Here is a 16402-nt window from a genome sequence, read left to right as displayed (position 1 = left end):
CGTCAGTTTGTTCGGGTGGGATCTCAAGGGGAGTGCGCTGAGCATGGTGGGCAGGAGACGGTTGGGCCGGCGGTTCGGCTGGCTGTGGGCGTCCTATGCGGTGAGCGCGTATGGGTCCGGGCTGGGGTTCGGGGCGTTGCCGCTGATCGCCGTGCTGGTGCTGCATTCCGGACCTGCTGAGGTGTCCACGCTGTCCGCGGTGGGGCCTGCGGTGGGTGCGCTGATCGCGGTGCCGCTCGCGCCGTGGGTGGAGTTCCGGCGCGAGCGCCAGGTCATGGTCATGATGGACCTGGCCCGGTTTGCGGCCATGGCGACGATCCCGGTCGCCTACGCCTTCGGGTGGCTCGGTTTCGTCCAACTGCTCGTGGTCTCGGCCGTGGTCGCCGCAGCCAAGATCGCTTTCAACGCGGCCGGCGGCGCCTACCTCAAGGCCCTTGTACGGCCGGACGACCTTCTCGTCGCCAACGCGCGGTTCGAGTCCACGAACTGGAGCTCCATCGCGGTGGGGCCACCACTGGGCGGGGCGGCGATCGGCCTGTTCGGGCCGGTGACCACCGTGGTGGCCGACGCGCTCAGCTACCTTCTCTCCGCGCTGGGCATCACCGCGATCCGCGGTCAGGAAGAAGCGCCGCGAACGACCGACAAGAGCCCGATCCGGGCGGGCGCACTGCTCGACGGCTGGCGACACATCCTGGGCCACCCCGGTCTGCGGCCGCTCTACCTCAACCAAATGCTCGTCGCCGGTCTGATCATGGCCACCGAGCCGCTGCTGGCCGTGCTCCTGCTCCGCCAGCTCGGGTTCCCACCCTGGCAGTACGCCCTCGCCTTCGCCGCCCCCTGCCTCGGCGGACTCATCGGCTCACGATTGGCCCGCCGTGTCGTAGCCCGCTTCGGCCGGCACTGGGTCTTCCGGACAGTCGGCACCCTGCGCGCCATCTGGCTGATCGGTCTGGCCTTTGTCCGTCCCGGCGTCGTCGGCCTCGTCACGGTGATGGCCGTCGAGCTGGCGATCATCATCAACATGAGCCTGTACAGCCCGGTGCTCGCCACCTACCGGCTCGAACACACTCCCAAGCATCTGGTCGCCCGCACCCTGTCGGCCTGGTCGATCGGGCAGCAGGCGTCTGTCGCCGTCCTCACCGCGCTCGCGGGGCTGCTCGCCGACGTCACCAGCCCACGCACCGCTCTCACGGTCGCAGGACTGCTCATCCTGACCACACCGCTCCTGCTTCCCCGACCGGAGCAGACGTCGCAGCACGAGCCGGAACTGTCCCGCGGCCACTCATGAGACACCGCAACTCACCACTGAAGCCCGCGGCCCTCAGCCGGTCCACCGGTGCGCGTCCGCGTCGACCAGGTACACCACCAGCAAGGAGAACATCGCGTGAGCACTGCCCCCGTACTTGACCCCGCGCACACCGCTCTTCTCGTCATGGACTACCAGCCCGCGATCCTGGCCGTTGTGCCCGAAGGCGAGGACCGAAACGCCCTGCTCGGTCGCGTGGAAGGGGCCATCGCCGACGTTCGCGCGAACGGCGGCGCCATTGCCTACGTACGCGTCGGCTTCACCGAGGCCGAATGGGACGCGATCCCGGCCTCCAACAAGTCCTTCGCCCCGCTGGCCCAACACCGCGTCATGCACCACAAGGACCCTGCCGCTGCCGTCCACGAGCGCCTGGCTCCCCAGGACGGCGACATCATCGTGCGCAAGATCCGCCACGGCAGCATGTCCACCACCGACCTCGACCAGCAGCTACGCGAGCGCGGCATCACCACTCTGGTCGTCTCCGGCGTCAGTACCAGCGGAGTCGTCCTGTCCACAGTCATCGACGCGGCCGACCGCGACTACCAGCTCTACGTCCTGTCCGACGGCGTCGCCGACCCAGACACCGAAGTCCACGACGTCCTGCTCCACCGCGTCTTCCCCTCACGGGCCCACATCATCGACACCACCGAGCTGCGGGCCCTGCTCGGGGCTGACTGACTCGAACCACGAGCCGATCCCACCCACGGCCGCCGCACCCACCCGGTGTGGTGGCCGCCCACACCCCAGCGGCGGCCTGGAGTTTCACCGCCGCCTACCCGCACCCGCCCGCCGCTCGTCGCCGTCGCAACCTCAGCCGACGTCAGGTCTCCTGGCACCCTACGATCCGGTGACCAGTGCACACGTCACCGCCGGGACAGCCCCGGCGGCGAATGCCACCCGCACCCGATTCACGTCCGTTCGGCCGCGTCCGGGTCTCGCAGCGGACGCAGGCCGCCGGGCAGGTCGGGAAGCTGGAAGGAGTACCGGCCGAGTCGCTGTTCGGCGTCGATGCGCGCGACCACGCCACGGAAATCGGGCATGCCGAGGTGGACGGTGGGGTGACGGGCCGCGAGGTCGTGCATGGCGGCGAGCTTCTGCTCTGCGGCAGCGAGGCTGGCCTCGATCGCGGCGACCTCACCGAGCCGGCCCTGTTCCTTGGCCATCGCCGTACGACAGGTGTCGGGGTCCCAGGACTCCGCCGCTGGTGAAACCACTGTCATCTGCGCGGTGGGGTTGCTCGGCGAGGCCAGCATCAAGAATCCCGGCTCGTCCATACGTACGTCCATGCCCAGGAAATCGCCGTAGAAGCTCCGACTCTCCTCGATGTCCTCAGTGACGACGTTGGGCATGACCCTGCGGATTGTCATGCCTGCACTGTAGTTGGACAGCGCGCTCCCAAGGCGATCGGCAGGTACGGCCAGAACACACTGACTCGAACGAAACTGCCTGGCCGCACGACTTGGCCCCGGACGGCGCCGGCAGCTGCGTGCCGGTCCGGGGCGGCGGCACGGATGCTGTCCTGCGGGCCCCGGCTTCCACCGGTCGCCGAGCGTCGGCGGGTTCCCGATCCCCCGCACCAGGGGTGAGCGTTGTACCCCTGGTGCGAGGACGCGTCGACGGTCAGCTCTTCTTCCAGGTGGCACCCGAGCCGTTGAACGAACCGGACACGCCATTGTCGTCGGACCAGATCCAGAAGGAGGTGTGCTGAACGCCGTCGGGGCTGACGACGGAGTTGGTGTCAGCCACTCCGGCGCCGTTCTCGTTGGCGACGAACTGTCCCTTGCCGAAGTTCGCGTCGAGGCCCTCGTCGGCCGAAGCCAGGCCGGCGCAGCCGATCAGGGCCGGGACGGCGAGGGCGCCGATGGCCAGGGCTCGCGTGAAAGTACGCATACGCATAGGAATCAACTCCATGAGCGTGGGGGTGTGCAGGCGCCGAACGGCATCTGCGTAGTTGATCCAATACTCTTCGTAGTCGACTGCGAGGGAGGCGCGCTGGATGCTCTCCGCGCAACAACCCGTGAGCCCTGCATGGCAGGGGTTCCGGGTGAAATATGCCCCTTGCCCGTTGAATGCTGTACTTGCCCGCCGTACGGATACCGATAGGGCCGCGACTGCCTTCGGCGTCGGGGAAAGCCCGGCGCCTGATGAGGTGGACTCTGCCGAAGGCGGCCCTGGGTGAAGTGCGATGGGGCGCCGACCGTCATGGCCGGCATGCCGTCGCGAGAGTCCGCCGGTCGGGCGGGAGGCTGATGGGCGCCACCCTGGGGTAGAGCGCGTGTGGCGTTGCGACCGTGGTGGCGGTGGTCGCGGCAGCGCGAACGGGTCGGCACTCTCCTGGACTTCGCCCGGCATGACTTCCTGGACGGCGGCATGTGCTGGCTCGCCTTCAGTACGAGGAATCGCTGTCCACGATCCCGTTGGGGACCTACGCGGTCTTCCGCGGCGCGGTCTCACCACCGCCCCCCGTTTCCAAGCGGGGACGGCCCGGTGCCGCCCGCCCCACTCCGTCCTCGGTGTAGGCATCGACACACCGCCGTCGGCTCACGACGGGCCCGGCGTCACCCCACGAGGATCGACGAGGAACGACAGAGCACCCGGCGGAACGCCCCGCACGCCCGGGATGTGTTCGTGTGGTGCCGAAACGTGTGGATCCCGTCGCCCGCCGCAATGCCGTCGTCGATGCCCTCTTCCGGGTCGCCGTCCGAGAGGGGCTGCAACGCGCCTTGTTGCGCGCGGTCGCCGACGAGGCCGGGCTCAACATCGGGTCGCCGCGCCACTACTTCGACAGTCAGCAGGAGTTGATGACCTTCGCCCATGCGGTCGATGCTCGACCGGCTCAGCGAACGGCTCCGTACCCGTCTGGAGGACATCGGCGACTTCCGCCGGCACACCCGCGCCGAGCAGCGCCGTCTCGCGGCCGCCCTGCTCGGCGAGTTGCTGCCGCTCCACGAGCGGCGCCGGGCCGAGGTCGCCGTCTTCCTCGACTTCGTCGTCACCGCCCGCACCAACGCGGCCTTCGCCGGGCTCTCGCGCTGGGCCGCGACCGGCGAGCGCGCGCTCATACGCCGGATCCTCGACGGTCTCGATGCCGGCGGCGCGCTGCGTCCCGGCCGCGACCTGGACGCGGAGACCGAGCGGCTGGCCTCGCTGTTGGACGGGCTGAGCCTGGCCGCCGTCCTCCACTCGAACCTCTGCGACGCGCAGCGGTGCGCCGCGGCGCTCGACGCCCACCTGTCCGACCTGCTGGTCGCGGACGACCGGCCGGTCGCGTAGGCACTCGCCCGCCCGCCCGTCCTACCTCACCCCACCCCAGCCCGCGGTGCGCCCGGTGCCGCTGAGGGCCGCGCCGGCGCGACCTCTTTGTATGACGGCTGTGATACGTAAAGTTTTTATCATTACTGTGACGCAAAGCGCTTCCGGCGCGACGGAGGAGACCCGACCGGTACGGGGGACTCAAGGTCGCCTGCGGAGGATCGGCCGTCTCGCCCTGGACCTCGGCGTGTCGCCGCTCGCCTACTACAGCCTCACCGCCCTGGGGATCGGCACCCTGCACGCGTTGCTGGCCGCGACGATCGTGGCGGGATGCTGGGTGCTGCTCACCACGGTCCTGGGCGGAAGGATCGACGGCCTGGCGTTCTACATCCTGGTGATGTACGGGGTGATGCTCGCGCTGGCCGCCGCCGTCCACGACGAGCGGCTGCTACTGACCCGCGACCCGTTGACCAGCGGCCTGGCCGGTCTGGTGTTCCTCGGCAGCTGCGCCACCTCGACGCCCGCCACGGCGTACCTCGCGTCCAAGCTGTACGGCGGGCGGCCGGACACCCCTCAGGCACACCGTGCGCACATCGTCGAGACCCTGGTGCTGGGCGCCGGGCTCGTCGTCGAGGCGACGGTGCGGATGGTCCTGGTGTTCGTGCTGCCGGTGGATGTGGTCGCCCGGCTCCGGGCCGGCCATCGAGTTCGTGGTGCTGCCGCTCCTGGTCGCCTGGATGTTCTGGAATCGGCGCCGTGCCACCCCACCGTCATCCCCTCGGCCCAAGGAGCCGACGGCATGAGGACGTTGGACAGCACCCCGGCTGCGGACGGCTTCGCCATGCCCGCGGAGTGGGAACCGCACCCGCACGCCCGCGCGGTGCTCGACTGCCGGGTCCGGGTGGTCGAGACCAGTGCTTGGCCGGCCTGGGCGCGCGACGTCGCGCCGACCTTCGTGGTGGACGCCGAGGGGCGGCGTCGCGGCGTCGACTTCCCTTTCAACGGCTACGGCGACCAGTACCCGTACTGGCCCACCGACGACCAGTACGCCCGCAAGGTGCTGGACTCGACCCGCACCGAGCGCTACCGGGCGCCGCTGGTCCTGGAAGGCGGCGCGTTCCATGTCGACGGCCGCGGGACCTGCCTGGTCACCGCCGAGACCCTGCTCGACCCGGCCCGCAACCCGGACCCGTGCCGGGACCGGATGACGGCGCTGCTGCGCGACTGCCTCGGGGTCACCCAAGTCATCTGGCTCGGCCAGGGGCTCGCGTACGACACGACCAGGGGCCACGTGGACACCCTGGCGTGCTTCGCCGCTCCGGGCGTGGTCTGCCTCGCCTGGACCGACGACGAACGGGACCCGCAATACGAACGCGGCGCCGCCGCGCTGGAGCAACTCAAGGGCCAGACCGACGCCGAGGGCCGCCCGCTACGGGTGGAGAAGCTGCACGTGCCAGGACCGCTCCTGGTCAGCGACGAGGAGGCGCGCGGCGTCGACGCCGTCCGTCCTCCCGCCCGCGGCCGCTCCCCGGGCGGCGGATCCGGCGATGCGGGCGACGGCCGCGGGTCCGCCCGACTGCCGCGTCCTACTGCAACTTCTACCTCACCGCGGACCACCTGTTCGCCCCACTGCTCGACCCTGCCCACGACGACCAGGCCATGTCCGTACTCTCCCGGGTGTTCCCCCGGCACACCGTGGTCGGACTACCGACCCGGGAACTGCTCCTCGGCGGCGGAAACATCCACTGCGCGACCCAGCAGATCCCGGCCCGTCCGCCCCGACCCGCGCCCACCGGGGCACCTGCCGCGGACGGACGGCGACCCGCCTCCGCGGCCCGCTGACCATGGCCTTGCCGGTGCCGAAGGGGCGCGGTGCGGCCGCCGTCGAACTCCCGGGCCGCCCACCGGCGAAAGGCGAACGGTGGGCGGCCCGGTCGGGTGCGGTCAGGGGGGGCGATCAGGGAGCGAGTACGACCGTCTTACCGGGCAGTCGCCCGGCGCCGGCGTCCTCATGCACGGCGGCCAGCTCGGCCACCGGGCGGTGGTCGGCGACCTGGAGCTGGAGCCTGCCGGCGTCCACCTTGGCGACCAGCTCGCCGAGCTGGGCTCCGTCGCTGCGGACCCACAGGCTCGCGCTGCGCACCCCCCGAGCGGGGTCCTCGGGAATCGGGCCGGCCGTGCTGGCGGCGACCCCGCCGTCGGCGACGTAGTGCGTCAGCTGCGCGAGCTGCTCCGGGGAGACGCGCACATGGTTCACCACGACCTGGAACGGACCGCCCACGGCGGCCGGGCCCGCGGCGAGGTCGAGGGGGCCGACGACCCGATCCGCGCCGTAGCCCCGAAGGCGGTCGGCGTGCCGCGGCGCGTCCACCGCGGTCACGTGCGCCCCCGCGTCGACGGCGAGCTGCACCACGAGGCTGCCGACCGCGCCCCCCGCCCCGTTGACCAGGACGGTCTGACCGGGCTTCAGTTCGGCGAGATCGAACGCCGTCTGCCAGGCCGCGAGGCCGGTCAGCGGCAGCGCCGCGGCGTCGACCAGCTCGATCGTCCGGGGTGCCGGGGCCAGGGACTCGGCCGGGGCGAGCACGTACTCGGCGGCGCCGCCGGCGGAGTCGAGGGGCAGCATCGCCACGACCCGGTCGCCGACCTCCAGGCCGGTCACGTCCGCGCCGAGTTCGGCGACGGTGCCCGCCAGGTCGATCCCCGGCACGTACGGGAGAGTGATCGGGATCATTTCGGCCAGGACACCGGCGCGGATGTGGTCGTCGACCGGGTTGAACGACGTGGCCGCCACCCGCACCAGCACCTGCCCGGGGCCGGGGACCGGACGGTCGACGTCCTCGTAGCGCAGGACCTCGCTGCTGCCGAACTCGTGGAAACGTATTGCCTTCATGGCACTTTCCTCCAGGGTGTAGTGAGGGTGTCGCCTACGGATGAGGCGATCAGCCGGGCAGGTGGAGCACGTCGAGGTGTTCAGATCAGCTGCACCGACCGGGTGGAGTTGCCCATCACCATGCGGTCGATGGCGCTCACGGCGCTGCCGGGGTCATCGGCGGCGCCGACGGCGAGCAGCAGCGGGACGAAGTGGTCGGCCGTCGGATGGGCGACCGCTGCGCCGGGCGCCTTGTTGCGGTAGTCGGTGAGGGCGTCGGCGTCGCCCCGGGCGAGGGCGTCGACGGCCCATTCGTCGAATGCCGTGGTGTCGGCGGTCAGCTCCGGCCGCCGGAAGACGGCGAAGCTGTGCGTCATGAAGCCCGAGCCGAGAACGAGGACGCCTTCTTCGCGCAGGGGCCGCAGGCGTGCCCCGAGTTCGAGCAGAGCGCTGGGGTCGAGGCTGGGCATCGACAGCTGCACGACCGGGACGTCGGCCGCGGGGTACATGGCCATGAGCGGGATGAAGGCGCCGTGGTCGAGGCCACGGTCGGCGAACTCGTGCACCGGTGTCCGGCCCAGCAGGCCCGTGAGTCGCCGAGCCAGGTCGGTGGCGTCCGGGGTCGCGTAGGGAAGGGTCTTGTAGCGGGGGTGGAAGCCGCTGAAATCGTAGAAGAGCGGGGTGCCGGCCGCGGCGCCGGATATGGCGGCCGGTGCCCGTTCCCAGTGGGCCGAGACGACAACGATGGCCCGGGGCTTGGGCATTGACCGGGCCCAGTGGAAGAGGTCGCCGAGCCACTGCGGATCGTCGAGGGTGAACGGGGCGCCGTGGCTGACGAAGAGGCTGGGCAGCGGCCCGTCGGAGGGGTTCCACACCCGCTGCTCGCGCGCCTGTGGCAGGACCCGGGCAAGGAGGTCGTCGTACGCCGCGGCAGGTGTGCGCGACGGGAAGGGGGAAGTCAGGCCGTTCGGGGAGGCCAGGCTGCTCGTGGTGGTCATCGAAATCAGCTCCTTCACTTGCCCAGGCACGCTGTTTTACTTGCCTGGGCAAGTTGAAAGGTAGCCCAGTAAGACTTGCCTGGGCAAGTGATGCGAGTTGCCTGGGAACGTATGATGGGGCTCATGGACACCCAGTCACCCTGGCTCGACGACGGCCAACAGGACTTGTGGCAGGCTCTGCTCACCGTCGTCATCGCTCTCCCGGCGGCCCTCGATCGCCAACTGCAGCGAGATGCGGGCATCTCCAACTTCGAGTACGGGGTCCTGGCCCAGCTGTCCATGGCCGACGAGGCCGCGATGCGGCTCAGTGACCTGGCCCGGGTGTGCGACAGCACCCAGCCACGCCTGTCGAAGGCGATGGACCGCTTCGAAGCCCGCGGCTGGGTCGCCCGCCGCCCCGACCCCGGCGACGGTCGGTACACCCTCGCCGCCCTGACCGATGCCGGCCGGCAGAAGCTCGTCGAGAGCGCACCGGAGCACGTCGCGCAGGTGAAGCGGCTCGTGTTCGATCCGCTCAGCGCCGCTCAGCGCCGCCACCTCGCGGCCGCACTCACCCGCATCGCCGCTACCGTGCGCCAGGAGCTCGAAGGAGGCTGAGCGCGGTCTCTTCGGGCGGAGCCTTCCGCCAGGGACACGGCCCGCACCCCACCCGCAGCAGTTGCCTGGAACGCCTCGCCCACCGCCTCGCAGCCTGACCCGGGAATCGCGCGGCAGGGTCCTGGCCCGCATCAAGGCCGCCCGCCGATCACTCCGGCGTCGGACCGGCCTGGCCGTCTGGATAACCTGGAGCCAGAGGGAAAGGGCACCTGATGGCGACACGGCCGGTGAGCAGCGAGGCGCGGAACGGGCCGGAGCGTGGTCAGGGTTCCTCCCGGCGTGGGGAGATCGTGGCCGCCGTTCAGCGGCTGCTGGGGGAGTGGGGCAGTTCGGACCGGTTGACGATGCGTGCGGTCGCCAGGGAGGTCGGGATCGCCGCGCCCAGCATTTACCTTCATTTCGCCGACAAGACCGAGTTGGTGTGGGCGGCCCTGGCGGACAGGTACGACGAGCTAGTCGCGCGGATGGCCGAGGCCGGGAAGGCCGGTGACGCTGCGGACCCGCGGGGCAGGCTGCGCGCCCAGGCACACGCGTACTGCCTGTTCGCACTGGACGATCCGGGCCACTACCGGTTGATGTTCGAGGTGCGCCAGCCGACGGTGGAGCCGTCACGCATCAGCGGCCATCCCGCACGCCATGTTTCCGCCAGTCTCCGAGCAGGGCTGATCGGATGCCAGGAGGCCGGCTACGCGCTGTCGCTGCCGGTGGAGCAGGCGGCGCAGACGCTGTGGGCCGGGATGCACGGCATGGTGGCGCTGCACCACAGTCTGTACCGGGCCGAGTCGTCGGAGACGCTGGTCCTGCACATGGCGGACGGGCTGGTGGACGTACTCGTCTCCGCCGTTCCCGGTGCCTCGCCCCTCTTCCCCGGTGCCGACGCGCAGACGGAGGCGTCCCGTCGGATCCGTGACCTGCGAACCGGGCCGGAGCAGGGCGAACCGCAGCCGTAGAACAGCGTCGAGCGCTCGCCCCTCTGCCATGCGCGGCTGGGCGGATTCCGAGCTGCTCATACTCCCTTCACCGCCTCAACACCTGTCTCAAAAACGCTGGTTGCCGCACTCCCTGCCCAGGGGTACAGTCGGCACTGAACTAAGTTAGGTGCCTAGGGCAACTACCTGGGTCTGACCCGCGTCGCCCCCCGAAGGGGCTTGACGGAGGTGTATCCCCCCATGCAGATTTCCATCGACTTCGACAAATGCTGCGGTGCCGGCCAGTGCGTGCTGGCCGCTCCGGACGTCTTCGACCAGCGGGACGAGGACGGCATCGTGGTCCTGCTCGACGACAACCCGCCCGCAGACCAGGCCGAGAACGTGGCCCAGGCGGCGGCCGTCTGCCCGGCTGCCGTCATCCAGGTGAAGCAGTGACCGGTGCGGCAGTGACCGGCGCGCCCCCGTCCCGGATCGCCGTCGTCGGTGCCTCCGCGGCCGGTCTGTGCGTCGTGGAGGCCCTGCGGCGCCAGGGCTACGGCGGCCCGCTCACGCTCATCGGCGAGGAGACGCACCTGCCCTACGACCGGCCCCCGCTGTCGAAGCAGGTGCTGTCCGGGGCGTGGGACACCGGCCGGCTCCGGCTACGCGGTGCGGACGACATCGAAGCCCTCGGTCTTCGGCTGCGTCTGGGCTCGCCGGCCATCGCGCTGGACACCCAGGACCGGGAGGTCGCCCTGGCCGATGGCAGCCTCGTGGGTTACGACGCGCTGGTGGTGGCCACCGGCACCCGGGCCCGCCGTCTGCCCGGCACCGACGGGGTGCGTGGGGTGCACGTCCTGCGCACCCTGGAGGACGCCGTCGCCCTGCGCGAGGACCTGGCCGGAAAGCCACACCTGGTCGTGGTCGGCGGCGGTTTCGTCGGCGCCGAGGCCGCCGCGGTGGCCCGCGGTCTGGGCTGCGAGGTCACCCTCGTCACCGACACCGCCCAGCCCATGGGCGACGCGCTCGGCGACGAGCTGGGAGCCATGCTGCGGGCGGTCCACGCCGAGCACGGAGTCCGGATCGAGACCGGCACGCTCGTCGACCGGGTACTCACAGCGGGCGGGCGGGCCACCGGTGTCCGTCTCGCCGACGACCGCACCATCGACGCGGAAGCCGTCCTGGTCGGCATCGGCGCGTTGCCCAACACGGAGTGGCTCACCGGCAGCGGTGTCCCTGTCGGCAACGGGGTGACGTGCGACGTCACGCTGTACGCCGGTTCAGGAGTCTGGGCAGCCGGTGACGTGGCTTCGTGGCCGCATCCGCTCACCGGCGAGCGGATCCGCGTCGAGCACCGTACGAACGCCGCCGAGCAGGGACTGGCCGTCGCCCGCAACGTACTGGCCGGACCGGAGCAGGCGCGCCCGTTCGAGACGGTTCCCTACGTCTGGTCGGACCAGTACGACCTCAGGATCCAGATCTGGGGCCGTACCCGGGGCGCCGACGAGGTGCGGATCGTCGAGGGCAGCCCGGCGGAGCGCAAGCTGATCGCCCTGTACGGCAAGGACGGTCGGGTCTGCGCGGCGGTGGGCGTCAACATGATGCGGGCCCTGCGGGACTACCGCTCCCAGGTGGCCGAAGCGGCCCCCTTCACCGCGAGGAGCGCGGCATGACCGACAAGCACACTCCCCGGGCCGGTGTCGTCGGCCTGGGCATGATCGGCGGCGGTGTGGCCGTCAGCCTGGCCCGCAGCGGACGCGTCCCCGCGGTGTACGACATCCGGCCGGACGCCTCGGCCGACCTGGCCGGCGTCCCCGATCCGCTGGACTCTCCCGCCCAGGTGGCCGAGGCCGGCGACGTCGTGATGGTCGCCGTGGTCGATGCCGACCAGGCACGCGAGGTGATCGGCGGCGAGAAGGGCCTGCTGTCGGCCGCGCACCCGGGGCTGACCATCGTCCTGCTGGCCACCGTCGCCCTGCCGGTCGTCCACGAGCTGGCCGGCCTGTGCGCCCGGCACGGCGTGGGCTTCCTCGACTGCGGAGTGACACCGGGCGACAAGGCCGCCGAGAACGGCATGGTCGCCATCGTCGGAGGCGAGCAGGCCACCGTCGACGCGGCACGGCCCGTCCTGGACGACTGGGCCAAGAAGGTCGTGCACTGCGGGCCGCCCGGCGCCGGCATGGCCACCAAGATCGCCCGCAATGTCATCACCTACGGCAGCTGGCGCACCGTGGCCGAGGCCACCGCGCTGGCCCGCGCCGCGGGCGTGGATCCGGACCGGCTCGCCGAGGTCATCGACACCGCGGACCCCGAGGGACGCACCCTGCTGCAACTGCTGCGCATGCACGGCCCCGACGGCATCCTGCCCGAGGCCGTCGGCCGTCAGGTCGAGCCCCTGATGACCAAGGACCTCGACGCCGCCCGGGACCTGGCCGCCGCTCTCGCCGTCGACGTCCCCCTGGTGGACGTGGTCCGCACCCGGGCCCGCCAGACCCTGGAACTCGGCGACGAACCTTCCCCGGCCGGGCGCGATCTCCACCGGTACGGCCTGGAGATGATGGACCAGGTCTACGGCCCCGGCTTCAGCACGGCGGTCCAGGGCAGCAGCGACCCCTTCACCACCGAGACCGTCGACTACCTCTTCGCCCAGGTCTGGGGCCGCGAGGGCCTGTCCGTACGCGATCGCCGACTGCTCACCCTCGGCGTCGCCGCCACCGTCGGCCGTCCGGAGCTCGTCCGGATCATCGCCAACGGCGGCCTGGTCAACGGAGAGCTGACCGCCGACGAGCTCCGTGAAGCCGTGCTGCATCTGGCCGTCTACACGGGCTGGTGCAAGGCCACCGCCACCCAGGCGGGCGTCACCGCCGCCATCGACGCGCACACCGCCGCCCATCCCCCCACCGAGCAGGAGCAGAAATGACCGAGCCCCTCGTCGACCAGCCCGTCACCCGCGACCCTCACCACCCCCTCGACCCGCCGACGGAGTACACCCGGCTGCGCGAGGACCAGCCCATCGTCGAGGTCCGCTTCCCCAACGGCTCGACCGGCTGGCTCGTCACCCGCTTCGAGGAAGGCAGCCAGGTCTTCAACGACCCGCGCCTGAGCGCGAAGCGTCCGCGCCACGACACCCCCGAGGGCGAGGTCGACGAGGCCGACGAGGCCGCGCCGTTCGACGCGGGGTTCGTGATGATGGACGAGCCCGAGCACGGCGTACACCGCCGGCTGCTCACCGCCCGGTTCACTCCCAAGGCCGTACAGAACAAGCTCCAGCCCTACATCGACCGAATCGTCGACGAGCACCTGGACGCCATCGCCGCCGGCCCGGAGACCTTCGACTTCGTCCAGGCGATGGCGCTGCCCGTCCCGTGCCTGGTGATCTGCGAGCTGCTCGGCGTCCCCTACGAGGACCGCGACGGCTTCCACGAGGCCACCGTGGACATGATGGACATGGGCAAGAGCCGGGAGGAACGCGACAAGGGGGCCCACTGGCTGATCAACTACATCACCGACCTGGTCGCCGAGAAGCGCCGCACCCACGCCACCGACGGCATCCTCGCCGAACTCATCGGCAAGACCGACGGTGAGGACGCCGTACTGAGCGAACGGCAGCTCATCGGACTCGGCGTCCTGCTGCTCTTCGCCGGACACGACACCACGGCCGCCATGATGGGCCTGTCCACCCTCACCCTGCTCACCCACCACGAGCAGCGCAAGGAGCTGATGGAGCACCCCGAGAAGATCGGCACCACGGTCGAGGAGCTGCTGCGCTACCTGACCATCGTTCAGTTCGGCCTGGGCCGGGTGGCCAAGGAAGACCTGGAACTCGCCGGCGCCCGGATCAAGAAGGGCGACCTGGTCGTGGTCGCGATGAACGCAGCCAACCGCGACCCCCGCGCCTTCCAGGACCCCGACACCCTGGACATCGACCGCAAGATGGCCCGCCACATGGGCTTCGGCTACGGCGTCCACGCCTGCCTCGGACAGAACGTCGCCCGCGCCGAACTCAAGACCGTCCTGCCCAAGCTCTTCCAGCGCTTCCCCGACCTGCGGCTCGCCACCCCGCTGGAAGAAGTCCCCATGGACTTCACCGGCACCAACTACGGCGTCCGCAAACTCATGGTCACCCGCTGACCTGGAGATCGTCCTGAAAGGTCGGATCCGGAGCAGAACTGACGCGTGGTGAGGGTGGCCTGGCAGGAGTCACGGGGGTGTCATAGCGAGTGGCCGGTTCGGCGGGAATCATCGCACCGCTCGGGCGCCTGTTGTGCCGAGGCCGGCGAGAACGTGGTCGGCCCGGTGCCGCCAGGTGTGGTGGTGGAGGACTTGGCGGCGGGCCGCCTCGCCGAGTGAGGTCCTCAGTGTTTCGTCGGCGACGAGCGCGCGCACCGCATCGGCCCAGGCATCCGTGTCGGTGGGCGGTCGCAAGAGGCAGTTGACGCGGTCCTGGAGGACCTCGCGCAGGACGGGCAGGTCCGAAGCGATGACGGCGCGGCCGTGGGCCATGTATTCGAAGAGTTTCATCGGCGAGGCCCAGCGGCCGGTCTCGCAGTGTCCGTCGGCGGTGTAGACCTTCGTTTGGTACGGGGCGAGGACGATGTCGAACAGCGGATAGTACGCGTGGATGGTGCCCGGCGGGCGGTGTCCGTGGAAGTACGCGTTCGCGGGCCGGTCGGAGTCGTTCCAGCGTGCGAGGTCCTGAACGGTGCCGCCGACCAGATGGAAGTCGAGGCCGGGAAGCCGGTCGGCCAGGGCGAGGACGAGGCCGATGCCGCGCCCCTTGTAGAGGTGCCCGACATAGCCGATGCGCGGCACGTCCGGCCGCCCTGGCAACTCCGGTGCGACCGAGGGGCGGACAAGGACATCGGGCAGGTCGGCGCCCTCCGGGGCGACGAGGATCGGCAGGTCTCCCAGGTGGCCGTACGCATGCCGGTAGTCACGTTTGAGCGCGTGGGTGATCACGACGACGCGGGCGAGCGAGCTCGCCCCGAGCAGACACCGCTCGATGCGCAGGGTGTTCGGGTCGTCCCGCAGACGATGGGTCTCGTAGACGAGGGGTGCGACATCGGCTGCGGCAGTGAGGCTGTACAGGTCGTGGCCGTAGATCAGATCGGGGACGACCTCGCGGGCCAGCAGGGCGCGTACGCGCTCGGATCGTGCCCGGTAGCCGGCCGGTGTGTAGTCGGGGCTCTGCACCGTTCGGATGGAGAAGCGGTGACGGACCCCGTAGTAGGCGTAGGGATCGTCGACGGTGTAGGTACCCGGGAAGGTGCAGAGCGTGACCTCGTGGCCGGCCTCGGTGAACGCGTCACACATCCGCATGGCATGGACGCTGTTGGCATAGAGGGAGGGGACGCTCCCGGGGTGCAGGTACGCGATGCGCATGCCGCCCTACACCCCGATCGGCAGAGGCGCCGGGTGGTGAGGCCGTGCTCCGTAGGCCGTCGGCTGCTGCGGTGCTGAGCGGGTGGATGTCACGGATGCCTCCGATGCCGTGCGCGGTGGACGGTGGGCCTGGCTCGCTGCGAGGGTGTGGACGGCTACCGGGAGTGGCTCCGGAACCATTCGACGGTTCGTTCCAGCCCCTCGCGCAGGGGGACGGGCTCGATCTCGGGAAAGAGGCGGAGCAACCGGGAGTTCTCCGCGTGGGAGTGCCGCACATCCCCCGGGCGAGGGGGCACATACTGCGGATTCAGGGGGGTTCCGAGGACCGCCTCCAGCTCCGTGACCAGTTCTCCGAGCGAAGTGCGTGTGCCGTAGGCGAGGTTCACCGGATCGCAGGAGACGACCTTGCGCAGCGCCGCCTGGGTGAGCACCCGGCAGACGGTCTCGACATAGGTGAAGTCGCGGCTCTGGCGGCCGTCGCCGTGCACGACGACCGGGGCACCGGTGGTCAGCGCGCTGATCCAGGCGGGCACCACCGCCGCGTAGGCGTGCCCGGCGGGCTGACGGGGTCCGTAGACGTTGAAGAAGCGGAACGGCAGGACCGGCAGGCCGTAGCAGTGGTGGAAGGCGGCCAGATACGCCTCGGAGGCCAGTTTGCTCACCGCGTAGGGGCTGAGGGGGACAGGACGCAGGTCCTCGTGCTTGGGGATACCGGGATTGGCGCCGTAGACGGAGGACGAGGAAGCCGCGATCACCTGCGCCGAGTCCGCGCGCCGGGCGGCCTCCAGGACAGTGAGCGTGCCCGTGGCGTTGGCATGGTGGCTGGCGAGGGGATTCGCCACCGACCGGGGCACGGAAGGAAGTGCGGCGAGGTGCACAATCGTGTCCGTGCCCCGGAAAACCCGGTCGAGGAGTGGGCCGTCGAGGACACTGCCCTCGGTGAAGTGCACATCGAGTCCGGCGAGGTTGTCCTTGAAGCCGGTGGACAGGTCGTCCACGACCCGCACCTCGGACACCTCGCCGCGCCGGGTGAGGACGTGTGCGAGATTGCTGCCGATGAAGCCGGCACCTCCGGTGATCACGATCT

General features: G+C 70.7%; 17 protein-coding genes and 1 pseudogene. 11 read left to right on the top strand and 7 right to left on the bottom strand.

Going from position 1 to position 16402, the window contains the following annotated elements:
- The first annotated feature begins 43 nt into the window (after nucleotides 1–43).
- Both GA0115234_RS25520 and GA0115234_RS25515 read left to right on the top strand, forming a co-directional pair.
- On the top strand, nucleotides 44–1288 hold the full coding sequence (locus GA0115234_RS25520; protein WP_093545949.1) for an MFS transporter: 1245 nt from the start codon (nucleotides 44–46) through the stop codon (nucleotides 1286–1288).
- Nucleotides 1289–1384: 96 nt separating this feature from the next.
- Nucleotides 1385–1984, top strand: a complete 600-nt coding sequence (locus tag GA0115234_RS25515; RefSeq protein WP_093545946.1) for a cysteine hydrolase family protein — start codon at nucleotides 1385–1387, stop codon at nucleotides 1982–1984.
- 230 nt (nucleotides 1985–2214) lie between these two features.
- Here GA0115234_RS25515 and GA0115234_RS43735 read toward each other — a convergent pair whose 3' ends face one another.
- The 3 genes from GA0115234_RS43735 to GA0115234_RS43730 all read right to left on the bottom strand — a co-directional run bounded on the left by GA0115234_RS43735 (nucleotide 2215) and on the right by GA0115234_RS43730 (nucleotide 4122).
- Nucleotides 2215–2673 (bottom strand): hypothetical protein, encoded by a 459-nt coding sequence (locus GA0115234_RS43735; RefSeq protein WP_237541727.1) that lies wholly within the window; start codon nucleotides 2671–2673, stop codon nucleotides 2215–2217.
- A gap of 253 nt (nucleotides 2674–2926) precedes the next feature.
- A complete protein-coding gene (locus GA0115234_RS25505) occupies nucleotides 2927–3202 on the bottom strand; it encodes a hypothetical protein (protein WP_093545943.1) in 276 nt (91 codons plus the stop codon).
- 662 nt (nucleotides 3203–3864) lie between these two features.
- Nucleotides 3865–4122: a hypothetical protein gene (locus tag GA0115234_RS43730; RefSeq protein ID WP_237541725.1), complete on the bottom strand. Its 258-nt coding sequence runs from the start codon at nucleotides 4120–4122 to the stop codon at nucleotides 3865–3867.
- On the opposite strand from GA0115234_RS43730, the gene GA0115234_RS25500 reads away from it, so the two are divergent.
- The 3 genes and pseudogenes from GA0115234_RS25500 to GA0115234_RS44445 all read left to right on the top strand — a co-directional run bounded on the left by GA0115234_RS25500 (nucleotide 4121) and on the right by GA0115234_RS44445 (nucleotide 6400).
- Nucleotides 4121–4579 (top strand): TetR family transcriptional regulator C-terminal domain-containing protein, encoded by a 459-nt coding sequence (locus tag GA0115234_RS25500; RefSeq protein ID WP_237541723.1) that lies wholly within the window; start codon nucleotides 4121–4123, stop codon nucleotides 4577–4579. The two genes, GA0115234_RS43730 and GA0115234_RS25500, sit on opposite strands and share 2 nt — an antisense overlap.
- Before the next feature lie 91 nt (nucleotides 4580–4670).
- A pseudogene (locus tag GA0115234_RS44450) lies at nucleotides 4671–6014 on the top strand (VC0807 family protein); the annotation flags it as partial.
- Nucleotides 5897–6400 carry an agmatine deiminase family protein gene (locus GA0115234_RS44445; RefSeq protein WP_361708826.1) on the top strand — a complete coding sequence of 168 codons (504 nt, stop codon included), beginning with the start codon at nucleotides 5897–5899 and terminating at the stop codon, nucleotides 6398–6400. The pseudogene GA0115234_RS44450 and the gene GA0115234_RS44445, both read left to right, overlap by 118 nt.
- A 115-nt stretch (nucleotides 6401–6515) precedes the next feature.
- Here GA0115234_RS44445 and GA0115234_RS25490 read toward each other — a convergent pair whose 3' ends face one another.
- Both GA0115234_RS25490 and GA0115234_RS25485 read right to left on the bottom strand, forming a co-directional pair.
- On the bottom strand, nucleotides 6516–7451 hold the full coding sequence (locus GA0115234_RS25490) for an NADP-dependent oxidoreductase (protein ID WP_093545940.1): 936 nt from the start codon (nucleotides 7449–7451) through the stop codon (nucleotides 6516–6518).
- 80 nt (nucleotides 7452–7531) lie between these two features.
- Complete coding sequence (locus tag GA0115234_RS25485; RefSeq protein WP_370804570.1) at nucleotides 7532–8281, bottom strand: DODA-type extradiol aromatic ring-opening family dioxygenase; 750 nt, start codon at nucleotides 8279–8281, stop codon at nucleotides 7532–7534.
- 270 nt (nucleotides 8282–8551) lie between these two features.
- Here GA0115234_RS25485 and GA0115234_RS25480 point away from each other — a divergent pair, with 270 nt between their 5' ends.
- The 6 genes from GA0115234_RS25480 to GA0115234_RS25455 all read left to right on the top strand — a co-directional run bounded on the left by GA0115234_RS25480 (nucleotide 8552) and on the right by GA0115234_RS25455 (nucleotide 14064).
- Entirely contained in the window at nucleotides 8552–9025 is a 474-nt protein-coding gene (locus GA0115234_RS25480; RefSeq protein ID WP_093546121.1) for a MarR family winged helix-turn-helix transcriptional regulator, read from the top strand.
- Between the two features lie 212 nt (nucleotides 9026–9237).
- Nucleotides 9238–9975, top strand: a complete 738-nt coding sequence (locus GA0115234_RS25475) for a TetR/AcrR family transcriptional regulator (protein ID WP_093545937.1) — start codon at nucleotides 9238–9240, stop codon at nucleotides 9973–9975.
- 219 nt (nucleotides 9976–10194) lie between these two features.
- Nucleotides 10195–10389: a ferredoxin gene (locus GA0115234_RS25470; protein WP_093546115.1), complete on the top strand. Its 195-nt coding sequence runs from the start codon at nucleotides 10195–10197 to the stop codon at nucleotides 10387–10389.
- Nucleotides 10386–11606: an NAD(P)/FAD-dependent oxidoreductase gene (locus GA0115234_RS25465; RefSeq protein WP_256088812.1), complete on the top strand. Its 1221-nt coding sequence runs from the start codon at nucleotides 10386–10388 to the stop codon at nucleotides 11604–11606. The genes GA0115234_RS25470 and GA0115234_RS25465 overlap by 4 nt, the downstream gene beginning before the upstream one ends.
- Entirely contained in the window at nucleotides 11603–12853 is a 1251-nt protein-coding gene (locus GA0115234_RS25460) for an NAD(P)-binding domain-containing protein (protein ID WP_093545934.1), read from the top strand. The genes GA0115234_RS25465 and GA0115234_RS25460 overlap by 4 nt, the downstream gene beginning before the upstream one ends.
- A complete protein-coding gene (locus GA0115234_RS25455; protein ID WP_093545931.1) occupies nucleotides 12850–14064 on the top strand; it encodes a cytochrome P450 in 1215 nt (404 codons plus the stop codon). Before GA0115234_RS25460 ends, GA0115234_RS25455 begins: the two co-directional genes overlap by 4 nt.
- Nucleotides 14065–14172: 108 nt before the next feature.
- Here GA0115234_RS25455 and GA0115234_RS25450 read toward each other — a convergent pair whose 3' ends face one another.
- Both GA0115234_RS25450 and GA0115234_RS25445 read right to left on the bottom strand, forming a co-directional pair.
- Nucleotides 14173–15315 (bottom strand): glycosyltransferase family 4 protein, encoded by a 1143-nt coding sequence (locus tag GA0115234_RS25450; protein WP_093545927.1) that lies wholly within the window; start codon nucleotides 15313–15315, stop codon nucleotides 14173–14175.
- A 155-nt stretch (nucleotides 15316–15470) separates the two neighbouring features.
- Nucleotides 15471–16397, bottom strand: coding sequence for an NAD-dependent epimerase/dehydratase family protein (locus tag GA0115234_RS25445; protein ID WP_343335955.1), 927 nt, complete (start codon nucleotides 16395–16397; stop codon nucleotides 15471–15473).
- Between the last annotated feature and the right edge of the window lie 5 nt (nucleotides 16398–16402).

The organism is Streptomyces sp. DvalAA-43 (genome assembly GCF_900091725.1).
GTDB classification, from domain to species: Bacteria; Actinomycetota; Actinomycetes; order Streptomycetales; family Streptomycetaceae; genus Streptomyces; species Streptomyces pulveraceus.
Note: the sequence above shows the minus strand (reverse complement) of the source record. Positions and strands in the feature narration are given on the sequence as shown.

Excerpts from the sequence above, each read along its gene's own strand:
- GA0115234_RS25500 (WP_237541723.1), top strand. The coding sequence starts at position 4,121 with ATGCGGTCGATGCTCGACCGGCTCAGCGAACGGCTCCGTACCCGTCTG.
- GA0115234_RS25470 (WP_093546115.1), top strand. The coding sequence starts at position 10,195 with ATGCAGATTTCCATCGACTTCGACAAATGCTGCGGTGCCGGCCAGTGC.
- GA0115234_RS25520 (WP_093545949.1), top strand. The coding sequence starts at position 44 with ATGGTGGGCAGGAGACGGTTGGGCCGGCGGTTCGGCTGGCTGTGGGCG.
- GA0115234_RS25450 (WP_093545927.1), bottom strand. The coding sequence starts at position 15,315 with ATGCGCATCGCGTACCTGCACCCCGGGAGCGTCCCCTCCCTCTATGCC.
- GA0115234_RS43730 (WP_237541725.1), bottom strand. The coding sequence starts at position 4,122 with ATGGGCGAAGGTCATCAACTCCTGCTGACTGTCGAAGTAGTGGCGCGG.
- GA0115234_RS25460 (WP_093545934.1), top strand. The coding sequence starts at position 11,603 with ATGACCGACAAGCACACTCCCCGGGCCGGTGTCGTCGGCCTGGGCATG.
- GA0115234_RS25505 (WP_093545943.1), bottom strand. The coding sequence starts at position 3,202 with ATGCGTATGCGTACTTTCACGCGAGCCCTGGCCATCGGCGCCCTCGCC.
- GA0115234_RS25490 (WP_093545940.1), bottom strand. The coding sequence starts at position 7,451 with ATGAAGGCAATACGTTTCCACGAGTTCGGCAGCAGCGAGGTCCTGCGC.
- GA0115234_RS25480 (WP_093546121.1), top strand. The coding sequence starts at position 8,552 with ATGGACACCCAGTCACCCTGGCTCGACGACGGCCAACAGGACTTGTGG.
- GA0115234_RS25475 (WP_093545937.1), top strand. The coding sequence starts at position 9,238 with ATGGCGACACGGCCGGTGAGCAGCGAGGCGCGGAACGGGCCGGAGCGT.
- GA0115234_RS25455 (WP_093545931.1), top strand. The coding sequence starts at position 12,850 with ATGACCGAGCCCCTCGTCGACCAGCCCGTCACCCGCGACCCTCACCAC.
- GA0115234_RS43735 (WP_237541727.1), bottom strand. The coding sequence starts at position 2,673 with ATGACAATCCGCAGGGTCATGCCCAACGTCGTCACTGAGGACATCGAG.